Origin of the sequence: Nocardia inohanensis NBRC 100128, from assembly GCF_001612945.1 — a bacterium.
Classification (GTDB): Bacteria; Actinomycetota; Actinomycetes; order Mycobacteriales; family Mycobacteriaceae; genus Nocardia; species Nocardia inohanensis.
Window position 1 is genome coordinate 297,181 of the sequence record NZ_BDBK01000012.1, and the last position, 17,889, is coordinate 315,069.

The 17,889-nt window shown below is 69.3% G+C and carries 16 protein-coding genes and 1 pseudogene; 8 read left to right on the forward strand and 9 right to left on the reverse strand.

Annotated features, from left to right (window positions below):
- Nucleotides 1-2 precede the first annotated feature (2 nt).
- Nucleotides 3-1,409, reverse strand: a complete 1,407-nt coding sequence (locus NI1_RS38125; protein WP_067824872.1) for an MFS transporter — start codon at nt 1,407-1,409, stop codon at nt 3-5.
- Between the two features lie 135 nt (nt 1,410-1,544).
- Between NI1_RS38125 and NI1_RS24055 the strand changes: the two genes are divergently transcribed.
- The 5 genes from NI1_RS24055 to NI1_RS24075 all read left to right on the forward strand — a co-directional run bounded on the left by NI1_RS24055 (nt 1,545) and on the right by NI1_RS24075 (nt 9,329).
- Nucleotides 1,545-4,442 carry an AfsR/SARP family transcriptional regulator gene (locus NI1_RS24055; protein WP_169815624.1) on the forward strand — a complete coding sequence of 966 codons (2,898 nt, stop codon included), beginning with the start codon at nt 1,545-1,547 and terminating at the stop codon, nt 4,440-4,442.
- A gap of 141 nt (nt 4,443-4,583) precedes the next feature.
- The gene (locus NI1_RS24060; RefSeq protein WP_245663378.1) at nt 4,584-6,104 is read left to right on the forward strand and encodes an ABC transporter substrate-binding protein; all 1,521 of its coding nucleotides are present in this window, start codon (nt 4,584-4,586) and stop codon (nt 6,102-6,104) included.
- Nucleotides 6,089-7,030 (forward strand): ABC transporter permease, encoded by a 942-nt coding sequence (locus NI1_RS24065; protein ID WP_067824878.1) that lies wholly within the window; start codon nt 6,089-6,091, stop codon nt 7,028-7,030. Before NI1_RS24060 ends, NI1_RS24065 begins: the two co-directional genes overlap by 16 nt.
- Nucleotides 7,027-7,836 (forward strand): ABC transporter permease subunit, encoded by an 810-nt coding sequence (locus tag NI1_RS24070; RefSeq protein ID WP_067824880.1) that lies wholly within the window; start codon nt 7,027-7,029, stop codon nt 7,834-7,836. The genes NI1_RS24065 and NI1_RS24070 overlap by 4 nt, the downstream gene beginning before the upstream one ends.
- A complete protein-coding gene (locus NI1_RS24075) occupies nt 7,833-9,329 on the forward strand; it encodes an ABC transporter ATP-binding protein (protein WP_067824882.1) in 1,497 nt (498 codons plus the stop codon). The genes NI1_RS24070 and NI1_RS24075 overlap by 4 nt, the downstream gene beginning before the upstream one ends.
- A gap of 276 nt (nt 9,330-9,605) precedes the next feature.
- On the opposite strand, the gene NI1_RS24080 is transcribed toward NI1_RS24075, so the two are convergent.
- Nucleotides 9,606-10,676, reverse strand: a complete 1,071-nt coding sequence (locus NI1_RS24080) for an acyl-CoA dehydrogenase family protein (RefSeq protein WP_067824884.1) — start codon at nt 10,674-10,676, stop codon at nt 9,606-9,608.
- 16 nt (nt 10,677-10,692) lie between these two features.
- A pseudogene (locus NI1_RS24085) lies at nt 10,693-11,877 on the reverse strand (acyl-CoA dehydrogenase family protein).
- Between the two features lie 117 nt (nt 11,878-11,994).
- On the opposite strand from NI1_RS24085, the gene NI1_RS38925 reads away from it, so the two are divergent.
- The 3 genes from NI1_RS38925 (at nt 11,995) to NI1_RS24100 (ending at nt 14,440) form a co-directional block, all read left to right on the forward strand.
- Nucleotides 11,995-12,480 (forward strand): helix-turn-helix transcriptional regulator, encoded by a 486-nt coding sequence (locus NI1_RS38925; protein WP_067824886.1) that lies wholly within the window; start codon nt 11,995-11,997, stop codon nt 12,478-12,480.
- A 50-nt stretch (nt 12,481-12,530) separates the two neighbouring features.
- A complete protein-coding gene (locus NI1_RS24095) occupies nt 12,531-13,724 on the forward strand; it encodes an MlaD family protein (protein WP_245663379.1) in 1,194 nt (397 codons plus the stop codon).
- A 203-nt stretch (nt 13,725-13,927) separates the two neighbouring features.
- A complete protein-coding gene (locus NI1_RS24100) occupies nt 13,928-14,440 on the forward strand; it encodes a L,D-transpeptidase (RefSeq protein WP_245663380.1) in 513 nt (170 codons plus the stop codon).
- An 88-nt stretch (nt 14,441-14,528) separates the two neighbouring features.
- Here NI1_RS24100 and NI1_RS24105 read toward each other — a convergent pair whose 3' ends face one another.
- The 6 genes from NI1_RS24105 to NI1_RS38930 all read right to left on the reverse strand — a co-directional run bounded on the left by NI1_RS24105 (nt 14,529) and on the right by NI1_RS38930 (nt 17,711).
- Complete coding sequence (locus tag NI1_RS24105) at nt 14,529-14,894, reverse strand: hypothetical protein (RefSeq protein WP_067824890.1); 366 nt, start codon at nt 14,892-14,894, stop codon at nt 14,529-14,531.
- A gap of 96 nt (nt 14,895-14,990) precedes the next feature.
- Nucleotides 14,991-15,968, reverse strand: a complete 978-nt coding sequence (locus NI1_RS24110; RefSeq protein ID WP_067824891.1) for an NAD-dependent epimerase/dehydratase family protein — start codon at nt 15,966-15,968, stop codon at nt 14,991-14,993.
- Nucleotides 15,969-15,991: 23 nt separating this feature from the next.
- Nucleotides 15,992-16,393 carry a nuclear transport factor 2 family protein gene (locus tag NI1_RS24115; protein WP_067825326.1) on the reverse strand — a complete coding sequence of 134 codons (402 nt, stop codon included), beginning with the start codon at nt 16,391-16,393 and terminating at the stop codon, nt 15,992-15,994.
- A 39-nt stretch (nt 16,394-16,432) separates the two neighbouring features.
- Nucleotides 16,433-16,750, reverse strand: coding sequence for a hypothetical protein (locus NI1_RS24120; protein ID WP_084523600.1), 318 nt, complete (start codon nt 16,748-16,750; stop codon nt 16,433-16,435).
- Nucleotides 16,751-16,754: 4 nt separating this feature from the next.
- Nucleotides 16,755-17,405: a hypothetical protein gene (locus tag NI1_RS24125; RefSeq protein WP_067824894.1), complete on the reverse strand. Its 651-nt coding sequence runs from the start codon at nt 17,403-17,405 to the stop codon at nt 16,755-16,757.
- Between the two features lie 39 nt (nt 17,406-17,444).
- Nucleotides 17,445-17,711 (reverse strand): hypothetical protein, encoded by a 267-nt coding sequence (locus NI1_RS38930; RefSeq protein WP_067824896.1) that lies wholly within the window; start codon nt 17,709-17,711, stop codon nt 17,445-17,447.
- Between the last annotated feature and the right edge of the window lie 178 nt (nt 17,712-17,889).

The window sequence follows — 17,889 nt, forward strand, 5'->3', positions numbered from 1 at the left end:
GGTCAGCCCACGGTGACGGGGGCGGTCTTCGCGGGCCGCAGGGTCAGGCACAGCGGTGCCGCGGCGAGCAGGACGATCGCCTCGACGCGGTAGAGCTGGTGGACGGCATCGAGCAGATGGATGCCGTGCGCGGAGACCAGCGCGGCCAGGATCGCGATACCCAGACCGCCCCCGACCTGGCGGACGGTGAAGTTCATGCCGAGCCCGGCGGCGAACTTCTCCGCGGGGATGGCGGCCGAGGCTGCAATCCCCAACGCGGCGAACGAGAGTCCGATGCCCAGGCCGATGACCGCGGCGGCCGGGGCCCACACCGTCCAGAGCCGTTCCTCGGCGGTGAGCGCGTGCGTGCCCAGCAGCGTCGCGCCCGCGGCGAACAGCAGCGCGCCCAGGGCCGCGAGCCGGCCGGCATTGTGCGCGGTGCCGATCTTGCCGACCACGACCGAGGTGATCATGGCCGCGACCGCCGCGATGGTGAGTACGAACGAGGCTTTGACCACCGAGTAATGCCAGATCTCGGCCAGGAAGATGGGGCCGATCAGCATATGCGCGAAGAGTGCCAGGCCGATGACGGCCGAGGCCAGGCTGGTGCGGGCGAACAGCCCGTTGCGCCACAGCGCCAGATCCACGGCGGGGCTGCGATGGTAGCGGGCGCGCAACAGCGCGAGCGCCAGCAGCGTCAGCCCGCCCAGCAGCAGGCCCGCGGTGAGCGGTGCGGTCCAGCCCCAATCCTGGCCCCGCGTGACGGCCGCGACGACGGACCCGGTGGCGGTGGCGAAGAGCAACGCGCCCAACGCATCCGGCAGCGGCCCCCGAACCCGCGGCCGATCGGCCGGCACCAGCCACAGGCCCACCCCGACCAGCGCCACCCCGATCGGGATATTGACGGCGAAGATCCCCCGCCATCCGAACTGATCCACCAGCAGCCCGCCCAGCACCGGCCCGAGCACCGCGCCCAGACCATTGGTGGCCGTCCAGGTTCCGATGGCGCCCGGCCGTTTCTCCGGTGCGACCACCCCCAGCAGCAGCCCCACCGACGCCGGCACCACGACCGCCGCCGCCACCCCTTGCAGCAGTCGCGCCGCGATGAGCGCCGCCGCCGTGGGCGCGACCGCGCACGCCAGCGAGGTCAGCACGAATCCGGCCAGCCCGAGCAGGAACAGGCGTCCGCGCCCGATCACGTCGGCCAGCCGCCCGGCGGGCGCGAGCCCGGCCGCGAACGTCACGCTGTACCCGCTCACCACCCAGGTCAGCACGGATCGACTTGTGCCGGTGAAGGATTGCGCGATGCTCGGGAAGGCGATGTTCACCACCGAGACATCCAGAAACGTCAGAAACGATGCCGCGCACACCAGCGCCGGCACCGCCCGCGCACCGATGTCGGTGACCTCGCCGGATACCCGATGGGCCATATTCCCTCCCCCATTTCGTTGCCGAACCCGTCGAGCGGGCCGATATTCCACGATGGGGGGCTGTGATCGGTGTTGAATAGTCGCCGGATCAACGAGCCAGGCGGCCATTTACACTGCCCGAACGGGGAGGTCGGTTTGTTGAAGTTCGCGGTATTGGGTGAGGTCCGGGCTTGGCGCGGAGACACACCGTTGGATCTCGGCCCGCCACAGCGGCGCGCCGTGCTGGTGGCATTGCTGCTGCGCGAGGGGAAGGCGGTGACCGCGGCCGAACTCGTCGAAGGCATCTGGGGCGACGATCCGGTGTTGCGCGCGGTCCCGGCCCTGCGCACGCACGTGGCCAAGCTGCGCCGCGAACTCGAACCCGAACGCACCATGCGCGGGCCGTCGAGTCTGCTGGTCTCGGTCGGCGACGGCTACGCGCTGCGAGTTCCGGCCGGCTGCACCGATATCGACACCGTCGTCGACCGGGTCGCCGCGGCCGCGCAATTGCGCGACGAGGATCCGGTCGCCGCCCGCGACACCCTGGAAGCCGCACTGGCCCAATGGCAGGGCGCGGCACTGGGCGGGCTACCCGGACCCTTCGCCGAACGGCAGCGGGCCCGCCTGGAACAGTGGCGGCTGGCCATTCTGGAAGATCGGCTCAGCCTGGACATCGAGACCGGGCGCAGCGCCGACGCGGTGACCGAACTCGGGCCGCTCATCGACGAGCATCCGCTGCGGGAACGGTTCCGGGCGTTGCTCATGACGGCGCTCTACCACTGCGGGCGCCAAGCCGACGCGCTCGAGGAGTACGCGCGCGCCCGGCGGGCCCTGGTGGACGGCATCGGCGTCGAGCCCGGACCGGAGTTGAGCGCCGTGCACACCCGCATCCTGCGCGCCGAGCTGCCGCCGGTGCTGCGGGCCCCGCGCCCCACCCCCACCCCGGCCCAATTGCCGCCCGACATCGCCGATTTCACCGGCCGCTCACGGGTCAGCGAGGAGATCGCGGCGGAGCTCACCGGCGACGGCAGCACCGTGGTGATCTCGGCGGTCGGCGGCATGGGCGGCGTCGGCAAGACCGCCCTCGCACTGCACGTCGCCCATCGCGTGCGCGACCGTTTCCCGGACGGGCAGCTGTATGTGAACCTGCGCGGCGTCGATCCCGAGCCGGTCTCGCCCGGCGACGCGCTCGGCGGATTCCTGCGCGCGCTCGGCGTCGCGGAGGGCGACCTCCCCTCCGCCGTCGACGACCGGGCGTGCCAATTGCGAACCCTGTTGTCCGACAAGCGCGTGCTGGTGGTGCTGGACAACGCCCGCGACAGCGCCCAGGTCGCCCCGCTGCTGCCAGGGACGCCGGGGACGGCGGTGCTGGTCACCAGCCGCTCGGTGCTCACCGAATTGCCCGCGCTGCGCCGCACCCGGCTCGATGTGCTCGAGACCGAGGAGGCCATGACGCTGCTGACCCGGGTGCTGGGCGCGGAACGCGTTGCGGCCGAACAGGATGCGGCGCTGACGGTGATCGCGCTGTGCGCCCGCCTGCCGCTCGCGGTGCGCATCGTGGGCGCGCGGCTGGCGGTGCGGCCGCAGTGGACCCTCGCCGCGCTGGCCGATCGGCTGGCCGACGAGAACCAGCGTCTCGACATCCTGCAAACCGGTGAACTGGCCGTCGAGGCCGTCTTCCAGCTCGGCTACGGTCAGCTGAATCCCGAGCAGGCCAGGGCTTTTCGCATGCTCGCCCGCAACGATGTGCCCGACTTCCCGGTCGACGGCGCGGCGGCGGTACTCGACGTGCCGGTCGCCCGCGCCGAGCAGCTCTGCGAGTCGCTGGTGGATCTGAACCTGCTGGAGACCACCGCTCCCGGGCGCTATCGCTTCCATGATCTGTTGCGCCTGTTCGCGGCCCGGCTCGCCGAGGCCAACGACCCCGACGGGAGCGCGGGGGAAGACGAATCCACCGTCCTGGTGCGGCTGCTCGACTACTACCTGGCGAGCACCAAGAACCTGCTCTGCGCCATCGATTTCAGCAATACCGCGCGGCTGCTGGTGCCCACCGACGTCCCCGGCCGCACCTTCACCAACGGGGCCGAAGGACAGACCTGGAACGATATCGAGCGCCCGGTCGTGATCGCCCTGCACCGGCAGGCCGCGCGCATCGGCGGCCCGGCGGTCGCGGTGGCCGCCGACATGGCCTGGGTGATGGCCGAGCTGATGGATGCCGGAACGCGCGCCCGCGAACTCTCCGATGCCTTGAAAGGGCTGCTGCACACCGCCGTTCGCGAGAACGACGCCACCTCCGCGCGCCGCCTGCGGGTGGCCACCGGCGCCCTGCTGCAAGTCGGTCTCGGCGAGATCGAGGCGAGTATGGAGTTCCTGCAACCGATCTCGCCGCCCGCCGACGCCGCCGACCGCCGCTTGCAGATCCTGACCGAGGTGCTGCTGGGCGTGGCCGACCGTCGCATGGGCAATACCAAGGACTCGCACCGTCACTACGCCAATGCCATGGCCCTCACCCGCGCCGAGGGCGACCGCTCCATGGAGGCCTGGATCCTGGCCATCGCTACCCGAACCCTCTGCGAATCCGGCCAATACGACGAGGCGGTGGCGGTGGCCGGCCGCGCCATCACGCTGGCGCGCGAAGCCTCCAATCCCGTCGCTCTCGGCTGGGCCACCCATGAACTGGCCGCCACCCGATCCATGCTCGGCGAGCACGAGCGCGCCCGCGAACTCGGCAACGAAGCGGTCGCCATCGCCCGCCGCAATGGCGTGCGGCTCTGGGAAGGCTGGGCGCGCACCCGTCTGGCTCAGATCCATCTGCGGGCCGGGCGCGTCCCCGCCGCCGAGACCGAGGCCACCCATGCCCTGGACCTGTTCGCCAAAGCCGCCGATCCGCTCGACCGGGCCCGGGCCATGGCGCTGCGTGCGGCGGCCCGCGCCGCCCGCGGCGACACCGCGGCCGCCGACGCCGAACTGCGCGATGCCACCGAGATCTTCCGGCGCGCGGGCCTGCCCGCCCCCACCCCGGCCGCGCTTTTCGGTCCACCGGCCCGGCCGTGACCGGAGCGAACCGCATTGCCGCACCCGGGAATCCGGATGGCGGCGATGCTGTTGCCTCGCCGGGAGTCGCCGGGCTAGCCTTTGCCGAATTAGCAGAGGCTAACCTATAAGGCAGGCGAACCGGGTGAGGTCAGCGTGGATGTGAACAGGCGTCAACTCTTCAAAGCCGGTCTCGGACTCAGCGCGATCCTGACGCTCGCCGCCTGCGGTGACGGCTCCCCCGGCGATTCCGGCGGCGCCCCGCGACGCGGCGGCACGCTGCGCATCGGCGCGATCGGCAAGTCCGCCAAGGTCGAACGCGACCCGCACGCCACCCTCAGCAACGACAGCGACTTCCTGATCATGTCGCTGGTGTACGACCCGCTCACGGTGCCGGGCGCGGACCCGAACGTCGCGCCGCGACTGGCCTCGAAGTGGGAATCCGATGCGGCACAACGCGTTTGGACCTTCACCATCGCCGACGGGGCCGCCTTCCACGACGGCCGCCCGGTGACCGCCGAGGACGTGGTGTGGTCACTGCGGCGGCTGCGCGAGACCGCCGGCGAAACCAAGGTTCCCGTCGCATCGGCCGACGACATCAAGGCCGCCGGACCCAATGCGGTGACATTGACCTGTGCGAACCCGAACAGCCAGCTGCCACTGCTGCTTCGGCTGATGACCTTCACGGTTCCGCGCGGCACCACCGATTTCACGCGGGCCGTCGGGAGTGGGCCGTTCCAGCTGGAGAGCTACCACAACGGGAACGCGCGGCTGATCCGCAACGACGCCTGGCACGGTGGCGCACCCCTGCTCGACGCCATCGAGGTCACGCTGTTCGAGAGCCCCGAATCGATGGCGAACGCGGTGCTGGCCCGGCAGATCGACCTCGCCTCGAGCGTCGGAGCGGTCGCCGGGCGCACCGCCGAGGGCCGCGGCGATCTCCAGGTGGTGCGCCGCCCCGACGATGTCGCGGTGGTGATCGCCATGCGCACCTGCGACGGCCCGTTCGCCGATGCCCGGGTCCGTACGGCGCTGCGGCTGGCGGTGGACCGGGAAGCGATGGTGGCACAGGTGCTTTCGGGGTACGGCAGCATCGCCAATGACGTTCTCGGCACCGCCGATCCGACCTACGACAAGTCCCTCGCGCAGCGCACGCGGGATGTCGCGAAAGCGAAACAGTTGCTCGCCGCGGCGAAGTTCGACACCGGCAAGACCTATCAGCTCCTCACCAAGCAGGAAGCCCCGGGCGAGGTCGAATCGGCCAAGGTGTTCGCGAGCCAGGTCGAGGACATCGGGGTATCGATCGAGGTCGTCGTCCAGGATTCGAACGCCTTCTACGATCAGACCTGGCTGAAAGCACCCCTGTACACGGCGAATTGGGGCACCAACGATTCGGTCGTGTTCTTCGCCAGCAAGGTGATGTACTCACGCACCAAATGGAACGAAACCGGTTTCCAGGACCCGGATTTCGACAAGGCGTATCTGGACGCGCTGGCCGCACCGGCCGGCGCGAAGTTCACCGAAGCGAGCAGGACCATCCAGCAGATCCAGTACGACCACGGCGGTTACCTCGTGTGGGGCCTGGCCGATGGGATCGATGTGGCGTCGAGTTCGGTGCGGGATCTGCCGAAGCTGGGCGGGTACGGGCGCGTGCAACTCGAACGCGTGTGGATGTCGAATTGATCGGTTTCGCCGGATCGATCGCGCGTCGGCTGGGTTTGCTGATCGCGTTGCTGGCCTTGGTGTTCGTGGTCGTGGACCTGCTGCCGGGCAATGCGGCGCGGGCGGTGCTGGGGCGTGACGCCACACCGGATCAGCTGGCGGCCAAGGAGCACGAGCTGGGGCTGGATCGGCCACTGCCGGTGCGGTTCCGGGATTGGTTCAGCGGGGTGCTCAGCGGAGATTTCGGCACCACGGCGCGCGGGGCGCCGGTGAACGATCTGCTGGCGGCCACGTTTCCGCAGACGCTGCTGCTGGCCGCGGTCGCGATGGCGGTGACCGTGGCGGTGTCGATGCTGTGCGGGTTGTGGTGGGCGGCGCGGCCGCGCGGTCGGGCGGCCCGGGTGCTGGCGCCGGGGTCGGCGTTCGTCATCGCCGTTCCGGAGTTCGTGCTGGCGACGCTGCTGGTGCTGGTGTTTGCGCTCTGGCTGGATTGGCTACCGGCGGTCACTTTCACCGACCGGTCGGGATATCCCGCGAGCGCGCGGATGCTGATCCTGCCGGTCGCCGCGCTGGCGATCCCGCAGTCCGCGTGGAACCTTCGGGTGGTGCGCGGTGCGATCGCGGACGCGGCCTCGGCCCCGCACGTGGAGAGCGCGGTGCTGAACGGCCTGCCGGAGCGCACGGTACTGCTGCGCCACATCCTGCCGTTCGCCATGCCGACCATCGCCACCTCCTTCGCGACCTCGGTCGGCACCCTGTTCGGCGGGGCGCTCGTGGTGGAGACGGTCTTCAACTATCCGGGCATGGGCGCGATGATCGCCGGATCGGTCTCCGATCGCGATACCGCGCTGGTCGCGGCGGTCGTGGCGATGACCGGCACCACGATCCTGTGCGTGTTGCTGCTGGCGGATGCCGTACGGGCGTGGGCGAATCGAGGCCGGTCATGATCGATGCCCCGGCCCCGGCCCGGCGCTGGTGGCCGCCGATCATCCCCGCCGCCGTGATCGTCGCCATCGCCGTCCTGGGTCCCGTGCTGGCCCCGCATTCGGCCGAGCACGGTATCGGGATCAGCTTCCAGCGGCCCGGCGGGGCGGCGTGGCTGGGCGGCGATCGGCTCGGCCGGGACGTGTGGAGTCAATTGCTGCGCGGCGGTTGGGGATTGCTGCTGCTCGCCGCGGTGATCGCCACCGTGGTCACCGGGTGCGCGGCGGTGCTCGGTGCCGTCGCGGCCCTGCGACCGCGGCTCGGCGGCTGGATCGAACGCGCCGCCGACCTGGGCATGCTGCTGCCGCCCGTGCTGGCGATCCTGCTGTTCATGCTGTCCTGGCCCGAATCCGGTGCGCTCGGCCTGGTCATCGTCGCCGTCATCGCCGGAACCCCCTACACGGCACGCGTTTTCGCCGCGGCGGCGAGCGGAGTGACACGCGCCGGGTTCATGGAGGCGGCGCAGGCGCGTGGAGAACACCTGGGCTACTTGGTTTTCCGGGAACTGCTGCCCAACCTGCGCGAGACCTTGCTGACCCAGCTGGGCTTGCGGTTCGTGGAGGCCATGTATCTGGTGAGCACGGCCGCTTTCCTGCAACTGCCGACCTCGCTCGGCGATGCGAATTGGGCGATCATGGTGCGGGAGAACGCTTCCGGAATCCTGCTCAATCCCGCGGCGGTGCTGGCTCCGAGCCTGGCGATCGGGTTGCTGGCGGTCAGCGTGAACAGCGCCGTGGTGGCGTTCGGGCGCGGACGGCGCGACCTATGACCGCCGGGGTGATCGTCGAGAACCTCGGTGTCCGAGCATCCTCGGGCACCCAGTTGCTCGCCCCGGTCTCGCTGCACGTGCCGGCCGGCGGTGTCACGGCGCTGACCGGTCCTTCGGGCTCCGGGAAGACCACGCTCATGCGCGCGGTCCTGGGGCACCTCGCGGCGGGCACCACCCGCGTCAGCGGCTCGGTGCGGGTGCACGGGCAGGATGTGTTCGCACTGGAACCGGCTGCGCTGCAAGCCTTCCGCCGCCGGAACCTCGCGCTGGTGAGCCAGGATCCGGGAGCCGCCTTGAACCCGCGGATGCGGATCGGCGCGCTGCTCCGCGAAGCGACCCGACGACCCGACGACCGGCCCGCGATCGGCGCGCTGCTCCGCGCAGCGACCCGACGACCCGACGACCGACAGGCGATCGAGGTGCTGGACCGGGTGGGCCTGCCCGCGCGGTGCCTGCGGCGATACCCGGGTGAGCTCTCCGGTGGTGAACAGCGGCGAATCGCGTTGGCGCTGGCGCTGGTTCGCGAGGTCGGCGTGCTGGTCGTCGACGAACCCCTCGCCGGCCTGCACGGCGGTTTGCGCAACGAGATCGCCCAGCTGCTGCGATCGCTCGCCACCGATGACGGGGTAGCGGTGCTGGTCTCCGGCCACGACACCGAGATCCTGCATCGGCTCGCCGATGACGTGGTCGCACTGGGCACCCGGCAGGCGGCACTCACGCGGCTGACCTCCGCGGTGGCCGCACCGGGCGCGAACTCGCCGGTGCTGTTGCGGGCGCGCGGAATCGGCGCCGCGGCCGGTCGCCGCACCCTGCTGCACTCCATCGATCTCGAAGTCCGCGCGGGGGAATCGATTGCGGTGGCCGGGCCTTCGGGCGCGGGCAAGACCACCCTCGCACGGGTGCTGGCGGGTATTCACGCCGAGGCCACGGGCACGCTCGAGGTGGCCGGACGCCCGCTGGCGGTCGGAGCACGGCGGCGGTCCCGGCGCGACTGCCGGCGCATCCAGTTGATCCCGCAGAATCCGCTCTCCACCCTCAATCCGAAACACACCGTGGGACAGGCGCTGTCGCGCCCGCTGCGGCTCAACGGGATCACCCGGCGCGGTGAGATCACCGCACGCACGGCGGCGCTGCTGGCCGATGTGGAGCTGGATCGCGCACTGCTGGAGCGCTATCCCCGCGAACTCTCCGGCGGTCAGCGCCAGCGTGTCGCCATCGCCCGCGCGCTGGCCGCCGAACCGGAGGTGCTGCTCTGCGACGAGATCACCTCCGCCCTGGACGCGGCCACCGCCGCCGCGATCATGGACCTGATCGAGCGCACCCGGCTCGCCCGGGGCATCGGCGTGGTGGTCGTCAGCCACGACATGGCCGTCGTCGCGCGGCATTGCACCCGGATCGTGGTGCTCGCCGACGGCGCGATCGTCGAACGCGGCGACACCGCCCGCGTCCTGGCCGAACCGGCCGCGCCGCAGACCCGGGCACTGCTGACCTGACCTCATAGAGAACGTTTATTCGCTTTTTATCGGCGGGTGGAAAGGTTTCCCCAACGCCACCACCGATGAAAGGGAGGTCACGGTGTCGGCGAACACGACGGCCATGGCCGCGTGGGTACGAGGGGTGCACACGCGGTGGATACATGCCCGGATCACCACGGCTCGCCTGGGCGGCATCACCGCCGGGGTCTGGACCGCAGCGGGCGACCGTTGCGTCCTGGGTCGCGCCCGCATCACCTGGTGGGCCGGCCTGCTCGCCGATCGGGTGATCGCGCCTCAGGCGTCCGCGGGCTCGGCGGCCAAGAGCTCGCCGAGCCCGCGCAACTGGGACGTGGCGGATCCGGACTCGAACTCGGCGCGCTTGGCGGCCAGAAAATAGCGCTGCATCGGATAGTCCAGGTAGATGCCGGTGCCGGCGTGCACGTGCACGCCCGTGTGCGCCACCCGGTGCCCGGCCTCGGCGGCCCAGAACTTCGCCACCGCGATCTCGGCATCGGCCGGTAGCGAACGGGATTCCCGCCACGCCGCCTGCCAGAGGGTGAGGCGAACGGCCTCGACATCGATGTAGGCGTCGGCCAGACGCTGGCGGACCGCTTGGAACGCGCCGATGGGCTGCCCGAATTGCCTTCTGTCGCGGGCGTACTCGCAGGTCAGCTCCAGGGCGCGGGTGAGGACGCCGAGCTGGTGCGCACAGGTGGCGAGGGTGGCGCGGCGGCGTGCCCAGGCGGCGGCACCGGGGGCGGTGAGGGCGTGGCCGGCATCGACGCGTACATCCCGCAGTTCCAGCCGGGCCGCGTCCTTTCCGTCGACCACCTGCTGTGCGGTGACGTCGACGCCTTCGGCCTCCCGATCCACCAGCAGCAGTAGTGAATCCGCGCCGGCGCGGGCCTCGACCAGGAAGGCTCCGGCGAAAGCGCCCGCGGCGACGACCGATTGGGAGCCGGTGATACGCCGGCGTTCGCCGTGGGGTTCGGCTTCGAACGCGACGGTGGTGCGTGCCAATGCGGGGGCGATGGTCGATTCGCCCGACAGCACCGGGTCCACCCATCGGCGCAGCTGGGATTCGTCGCCGAACCGGGCGATCGTCGCGGCGGCCACGGCGATGCTCGTCGCATACGGCGCGGGCGCGAGGGTCCGGCCGAGCTCGATCAGGATGGCGCACTGCTCGAGCACATCGAATCCCGCTCCCCCGGCGGTTTCGGGCAGGGCGGCATCGAGCAGTCCGGCGGCGGCCATGGCGCGCCACAGCTCCGGATCGAATCCGGCCGGCCGACCGGCGTGTTCGGTGAAGAGGTCGCGCGCCAGCCCGGACAGGTCGCGCTGCGCTTCGGTGTATTCGAAATCCATTGTCGTACTCCTAGTTTCAGCGCGCGACCGGCAGGGCGAGGGCGGTTTTGGCGATGATGTCGCGCTGCACCTCATTGATCCCGCCGCCGAAGGTGAGGATCAGCGAAGACCGGTGGAAGCGCTCGATCCGCCCGTGCAGCAAGGCTCCCGGCGCATCCTCGCGCAGAATCGATTCCGCGCCGAGCACCTCCATCAGCAATCGGTATCCCTCGGTGGCGAATTCGGTTCCGAACACCTTGGTGGCCGAGGCCTCCGCGGGTCCGAGCTCCCCCGCGTCGGCGGCCGCGGCGGTACGCCAATTGCGCAGCTTCAGATATTCGGCATGCGCGTGCACCCGCGCCAAATGCACTCGCACCCATTCCGCGTCGATCACTCGAGAACCGTCGTCCGTGCGGGTGTTCCGCGCCCACTCCCGCACCTGCCGCATCGATTCCCGAAGTGGCGCAGCCGAACTCAACGCGACCCGTTCGTGGTTGAGCTGGTTGGTGATCAACGACCAGCCCCGGTTCTCGCCGCCCACCAGGTTCGCGGCGGGCACCCGCACCCCGGAGTAGTAGGTGGCGCTGGTCCCCACTCCCGCCATGGTGTGCACCTTCGTCCACGAGAACCCTTGCGCCCCGGTGGGAACCACGAGAATCGACAATCCGCCGTGCTTACCCGCCGCCGGATCGGTGCGCGCGGCCAGCCACACGTAGTCGGCGTATTAGATGAGGCTGGTCCACATCTTCTCGCCGTCGATCACGTATTCGTCGCCGTCCCGCACCGCGCGCGTCCGCAGCGACGCCAGATCGGTGCCGGCCGCCGGCTCGGAATAGCCGATGGAGAAATGGATTTCACCCCTGGCGATCCGCGGCAGGTAGTACTCCCGCTGTTCCGGCGTTCCGTACCGCATGATGGTCGGCCCCACCGTATTCACCGTCAGATACGGCAACGGCACCCCCGCCGCCGCGGCCTCGTCATTGAAGATGAGCTGATCCACCATGGATCGCCCCTGCCCGCCGTGCTCCCGGGGCCACCCGAGCACCAGCCAGCCATCAGCCCCGAGCTGCCGCACGATCTCCCGATAGGTCACCCCGTCCCCGTGCTCGCCGCCGGGCCCGCGCCGCAACGCTGCTCGCCGTTGCGGTGTCATCAGGTCCGCGAAGTACTCGCGCAACTGTTTACGCAGTTGCAGCTGTTCGTCGGTGAAGTCGATGTGCATGAGCCGACGGTAGGAAGCGATGGCTCGGGCGCGCGGGGTGTGGCAGGAGGCTGCCACCGCCGTTGACAGGGGTGGACCACGGAACGTAATGGTGAGGGAGAGGATCGGGGCAGGGTTATGACGCGGGATGCGAGGCCGGCGCGGGGCGGGATCGTCCGCTTCAGCCAGGACGGGCATTGGGACGACGATGTCCAGCGGTTGCTGCTGCGCGCGGAACATGAAGCGGTGGTGGCGGTTTCGAATCCGACTCGGTCGCCGAACCATTACCGGCTGGGGCAGGTGGTGGTCGGGGATCTGCTCGCGGCCGGGAAACAGGTGCGGTTGCGGGCGCTCGACCAATTCGCGCGGATGGCCTGGGAATCGGCGGCGGGGCTGGCCGTCGCGCTGGATCCGGTGCGGCCCGAAATCGATGCGGCGCTGCGCGCGGTGCTCGGCACGCTCGCGCTCGGCCTCAAGGACGAGACCGCCGCGCGCCGCCTCGGTGTGTCACTGCGCACCTATCGCCGGCAGGTCGCCGATCTCATGGCGCGGCTCGGCGTGTCCACGCGATTCCAAATCGGTGTCCGCGCGGCCGAACTGGGTCTGCTGCGCTCGCCCGGTTAGTATTGCCCGCAGTTTCGCCGAGTGTTTGCTGTGCACCGAACCTTTTGTCCGTGATCGGCAATGAAGGCGGGTCCGTGGGCGTGCTGCGTGAGCGCAAAACCTTGATCTCGAATCTTTCCCTCGTGGGGCTGTTGCTGGTGGGTGCCGGGTATCTGGCCGTGGATGTGGCGCGGGTGCGCCCGCCGGGCGGAACCTATGCCGTCACCGTGCATCTCGATCGGTCGGGCGGGCTACAAGCCGGCAATGATGTGACGTGGCGGGGGTATCGCGTCGGGCAAGTGCGGGCGGTCGACATCATCGACGGCGGGGCGCGGATCGCGGCGGTCGCGGTGATCGACGACAAGTACAAGATCCCGGCCGATACCGCCATTGCGGTGGGAGCGCTGTCGGGGGCGGGCGAACAGTACATGGACTTCCGGCCGCGCACCGACGCCGGGCCGTATCTGCACGACGGACAGGTGGTGCATTTCGATCCGGCGCAGATCAGCACGCCGACACCGGTGTGGGAGGCGCTCGCGGACTCGAACGAGCTGATCGCCCAGATAGATCCGGACAAATACGAGGTCATTCTGAACGAGCTCGATATCGCGCTCAGTGGCGGTAAAGAGCAGTTGCGGGGGTTGATCGAGGGCGTCAGCATCGCCACCACCGGGTTGGACAACCTGCTGCCGCAAACGGTGAACCTGATCGAGAACCTGCGCTCGATCGCCGCCACCACTTCGCAGGCGCAACCGGATCTGGGGACGCTGACCCGCAATTCGCGCACGTTGATGGATCAGGCGAACGCCGCCAATGCCGAACTGCGCGAGCTGCTCGATCGCGCGCCCGGGCAGCTGGCGATCGCGAGCGAGACCCTCGACCGCAACGAGGAGCCGATCCACCAGCTCGCGGTCACCATGACCGCCATCGTGCGCGCCGCGCAATTGCGGATCCCCGCCCTGCGCGCCCTGTTCCCCGCGCTGGTGCCCGGCACGCAAGCCATGGGTGTTCCGGCGCACGACAACGAGTTCTACACGATCGTCGATATCTGGGCCCGGCCGTGGTGCAACTACTCGGCCAAGGCGACCGCCCCGTATGTGGTCCAGGACGGCACCCTCGCACGCTGGAGTTACTGCGACAATCCGCCGGCCGATCAGCAGATCCGGGGCTCGTCCAACGCGCCGCGCCCGAATGTTCCGAACAATGGCGCGCACCTGCCCGCCGGGGCCGATCCGAACGAACGCACCCTGCCGCCGATCCGCTGATCACCGGCGCGTCCACCCCCGACGGCTCGCGTGTCGGCGCGTCAGTGGCGGTTTGTCCCACGAATCGCGCTCGGCACGGTTAAGAATGATCAGCGGTACCCCTCCCATGGTCCCAATGCTTGTCCCAACGTGATGTCCCTTCGCCCTCGCAGGCGGAACCAGCAAGGGTGGCGGGCAAGGCTAGAGAGGTCTGAATCTCGATGATGAGCAAGCGTTCCCTCGGCGCGATGGCGCGCTCCGCGGTACTGGTCGGTGTCGCCACCGCCGGTCTCGCGACCGCGCCCGCCCACGCCGACCCGTTATGGCCGGGCGGACCGGATGTCCCGGGTGTTCCATCGATCATCCCGGATACCGCTCCCGCACCGGTCGTAGCTCCGTGCAGCGCGAATGCTCGCGCCTGCCTGCGCCTCAGCACCAATGAGGCCTGGCTGATGGACAACGGCAAGGTCGTCTTCGGCCCCACGCCCATCTCGCACGGTATGCCCGGTTACGAAACGCCGCCGGGTGTTTTCAAGGTCTTCCTCAAGAAGCCCTTCCACTGGAGCACCATGCACAATGCCCCGATGGAGTACGCCATGTTCTTCAACGGCGATATCGCATTCCACATCGGACCGGTGGAGAAGCAGTCCCACGGTTGTATCCGCATGACCCCCGACGGGGCGCGCGAGTTCTTCAATTACATGAATGTCGGCGACACCGTCGAGGTAGTGACTTAAACGTCGCCACCGCAGTGGTTCCCGAGGCCCCCTCCCGCAAAGCGAGAGGGGGCCTTGCTGTCCCGCGCCTCGCCCGGGGCCGACCGAATCATCCGAACACCGCGAGAATCAGTCCTCCGACTAGCCCCAGCCCGACAGCCGCCGCGACCGCGAGCGAGAGCGGCCGCAGCAACCCCGGCCCGAAGCCCCTGGCAATGAAATACCCCGCCGTTCCACCGAGCACCGCCAGCACGACCCCCTCACCCCAGATCAGATAGAACACCGAAGCCATCACCGCATTGAGCACATCGCCCAACCCGCGCGCCGGTTCGCCGAACGGAATCGGAAACCGGAAAACGACTCCCACCAGCCCCGCCGTCAACGGCGCGGTCAATACCGCGGCGATCGCGCCCCACGCCGCCACCGCCCACAACACCAACCAGTCCGTACGCTCGCCCGCACTCCCGATCCGCATCCGCCCTCCGACCGTCGATACTCGAATCCTAGAGTCGGCGAGCCGCTCACCCGCTGCCTGCCCTCGGCGGTCGGCGATCCACGGCGTGCGGCGCGGTCAACGGGTGTAGACGCCGGTTTTGGTGGCGTGGTAGCCCTTGGCGCCGATGGTGGCCGCCAGCGGGCTGCACGGTTTGCGGCCCGCGCGGACCAGTTCGACGACGGATCGGAAGTCGTACTCGGGGGTCCAGCCGAGGTCCCGGCGGGCGCGGTCGTTGACGTAGACGCGGTCGAGGGCGGGGAACATGCGCCAGCCCCGCTTGCGGTAGTCGGCGGCGATATCGGGGAACAGGCGCGCCACGACGGCGGGCGCGTCGACCGCCAGCTCGGCGAGATCGGCGGGGGTGAACGGGGTGGTGGCGCTGAGGATGTAGCGGCCGAAACCCAGTGCCGGGGCTCGCCGGGCGGCAAGCAGGTGAGCGTCCACCACGTCGGCGAGATCTATCCGGCGGTAGAGAAATTCATTGGTTTTGAGGTTGGCGTCGTCGTAGGCGCTGCGGACCTCGTCGCGATCGTCCGGTTCGGGAAAGAAGCGTGCGGTGCGCAGGACGATCACGGGCAGGTTCAGATCGCGAGCGGCGAGTTCGCAGAGGTCCTCGGCGGCAATCTTGGTGGCGCCGTATATATTCCGCACCACCGGCGGCACCTCTTCGGTGATCCACGCGGCGGGCTGACCGGCCTCGGGTGTCAGCGCCCGCCCGAAAGCGCTTGTGCTGCTGGTGAACACCAGCCCCCGCACTCCGGCTTCCGCCGCCGCCTCGAGCAAGGTCAACGTGCCGGTCACATTGGTATCGACGAAGTCCTGACGCCGATGCGAGCCGACATGCGGCTTGTGCAGCGTCGCGGTGTGCAGCACTCGCGTAACCCCGTCCAGCGCCCGCCGCACCACATCACGATCGGCAATGGACCCGACGAACGTCGTGTACGCGGATTCGGCCACATCGAGCCCGACCACGTCCTGCCCACGCTCCCGCAGCACCCGCACGAGCCCTTCCCCGAGATGCCCCGAGCTGCCCGTGACCAGAAAACGCTCCATACGACCTCTCTACCATCCCTTGGCTACCGGGATTCGTGCAGCGCCTCCAGGACTGCCGAGGTGTCGTGGTAATAAGGACGGAACTCGGTGATCAGTCCGTCCTGGAAGCTGATCCATTGCAGCAGAGAGGTTTCCAGCACTCGGCCGGTGCGCCGAGCACGCAGGCGGCCCCGGCTGTAGACCACGACGCGATCGCCCTCGGTGAGGAACTGCTGCTCGTCGAACCACAGCCCGTCCCAGCTCTCCCCCATCGCCGCGATGAATCCACGGAATCCGTTGTGGCCGCGCCATTCACCGCCGTACGGCAGCGACGACGCCTGGTACATGACGACATTCGGCGCGAGATACCGAGCCATGTTCTCGAAGCCGGATCCATCGGCGAGGTACGCGGCCTCCGCTGCGTAGAAGTCCTTCAGAGTGGTCATCACATTCGTCGGCACGTCAACGATCTTCGCCGCCACACCTCACCGCTGCTGGCGGGAAACAGCCATCACAAATGCGGCCAGGATGGTCAGGTGTGCGGCGAAGAGAATCAGCATCGGCAATGCGAAGCCGGCATCGGTGAACTCGCCGCGCTGACCGACGCAGTAGAGCGTGTAGTTGACCGAGGTGCCTTCCGAATCATGCATGGTGTCGGAGACGACCATCGGCTCTGTCGCGGGCGAACAGAGCATTGGCGCGGTCAGTTTCGCTTCGCCGGGCCAGATCGCGAGCGGAACCACCAGGGTGAGGGCACCGGCAGCGGCCGCGGTGGAGGCCGCGATCCCGAGAAAACGGGCCATCGCCTCACACCTGCCGAATTCGAAGCAGGGCGCCGGTGCGATCGAACTCGGCGAGCATCTCCGTGCGCGGCGAAACCACGTTGGCGACAATCCGGATTTCGCCTCCGAACCGGCTCACCACCACCGTATTCACCTGCCCATCACCGAGTTCGCTCTTCCGGCGCGCGGTATCGACGATCTCCTCCAGCTTCGACAACCCGGTCACCTCACTGAGATGGAATACTTCCCCGTCGAGATCGTCGAATGCCGAAACCCGCACCGGCTCCGCGGAACCGAGACTTCCGAGCGTGAACGAATAGTCGTCGAGCTGCCGGCTTTCACGAGGGTTTCGGACGCGCATGCGCAGCGTCGGCGTACCGGTGGCCAGGTCGCCGCGACCGGCGAGGAATCGGGTCACTTGAACCGGCTGATCGTCGAGCACCAGCCGGAACTGATTCGAGTCCGGCGCGGTCAGCAAAAGCACATCGGCTTCCGGATCAGCGGTCCCCAAGCGCGCCGCGAGCGCCGCGAACCCTTCACGCGGCAACGCATCGACCAGTCCCCCACCCCGCGCCCGAACCTCCTGCTCGAACACCGACCGATCGATCGCTCCCACACATCCACTGGTCCCGATCACGGTCAGGCCCACCAGGATCGAGACCCACCCGCGGCGCATACCCCGAATGCTAAGCGATGGTCCCGCAGAACCGCCGCCTCAGGATCGATCAGCGGCCGATCGTCGCGATGAGGCGATGCAGCGCCGCGTGACCGGGCGGCCCCCAGGTGGGCTTGCCGCCGGGGCGGCCGTGGTCGCCGGCGTCGCCGATGAGAAGCGCACGGCGAGATCGTCGCCGAGCCGCCAGAGTTGGTTGTCCCATCCGCGCGCGCCGAGCCGCAGGGGGTAGCCCTCGAGGTCGGGGTGCTGGTCGCGCAGCAGGTCCCGAACCGAATCCGCGGTCAGCTCTATCTTGTTGTGCGCCATGCGGATCAACCGTAGCCGGGACGCCGCTCGGGTGCGGCGGACGCGAAGTCGTCATGTAGATGTGTTGCCGGTCCGCCCGTTCGTTCACCTGCCGGTGTCGGCGGCGCGAGATGCTGTTCTAGGATACGCGGGCGGTTCGGTGCCGAACCCGGAATCTCGTGCGCGGCAGGCGCTCGCG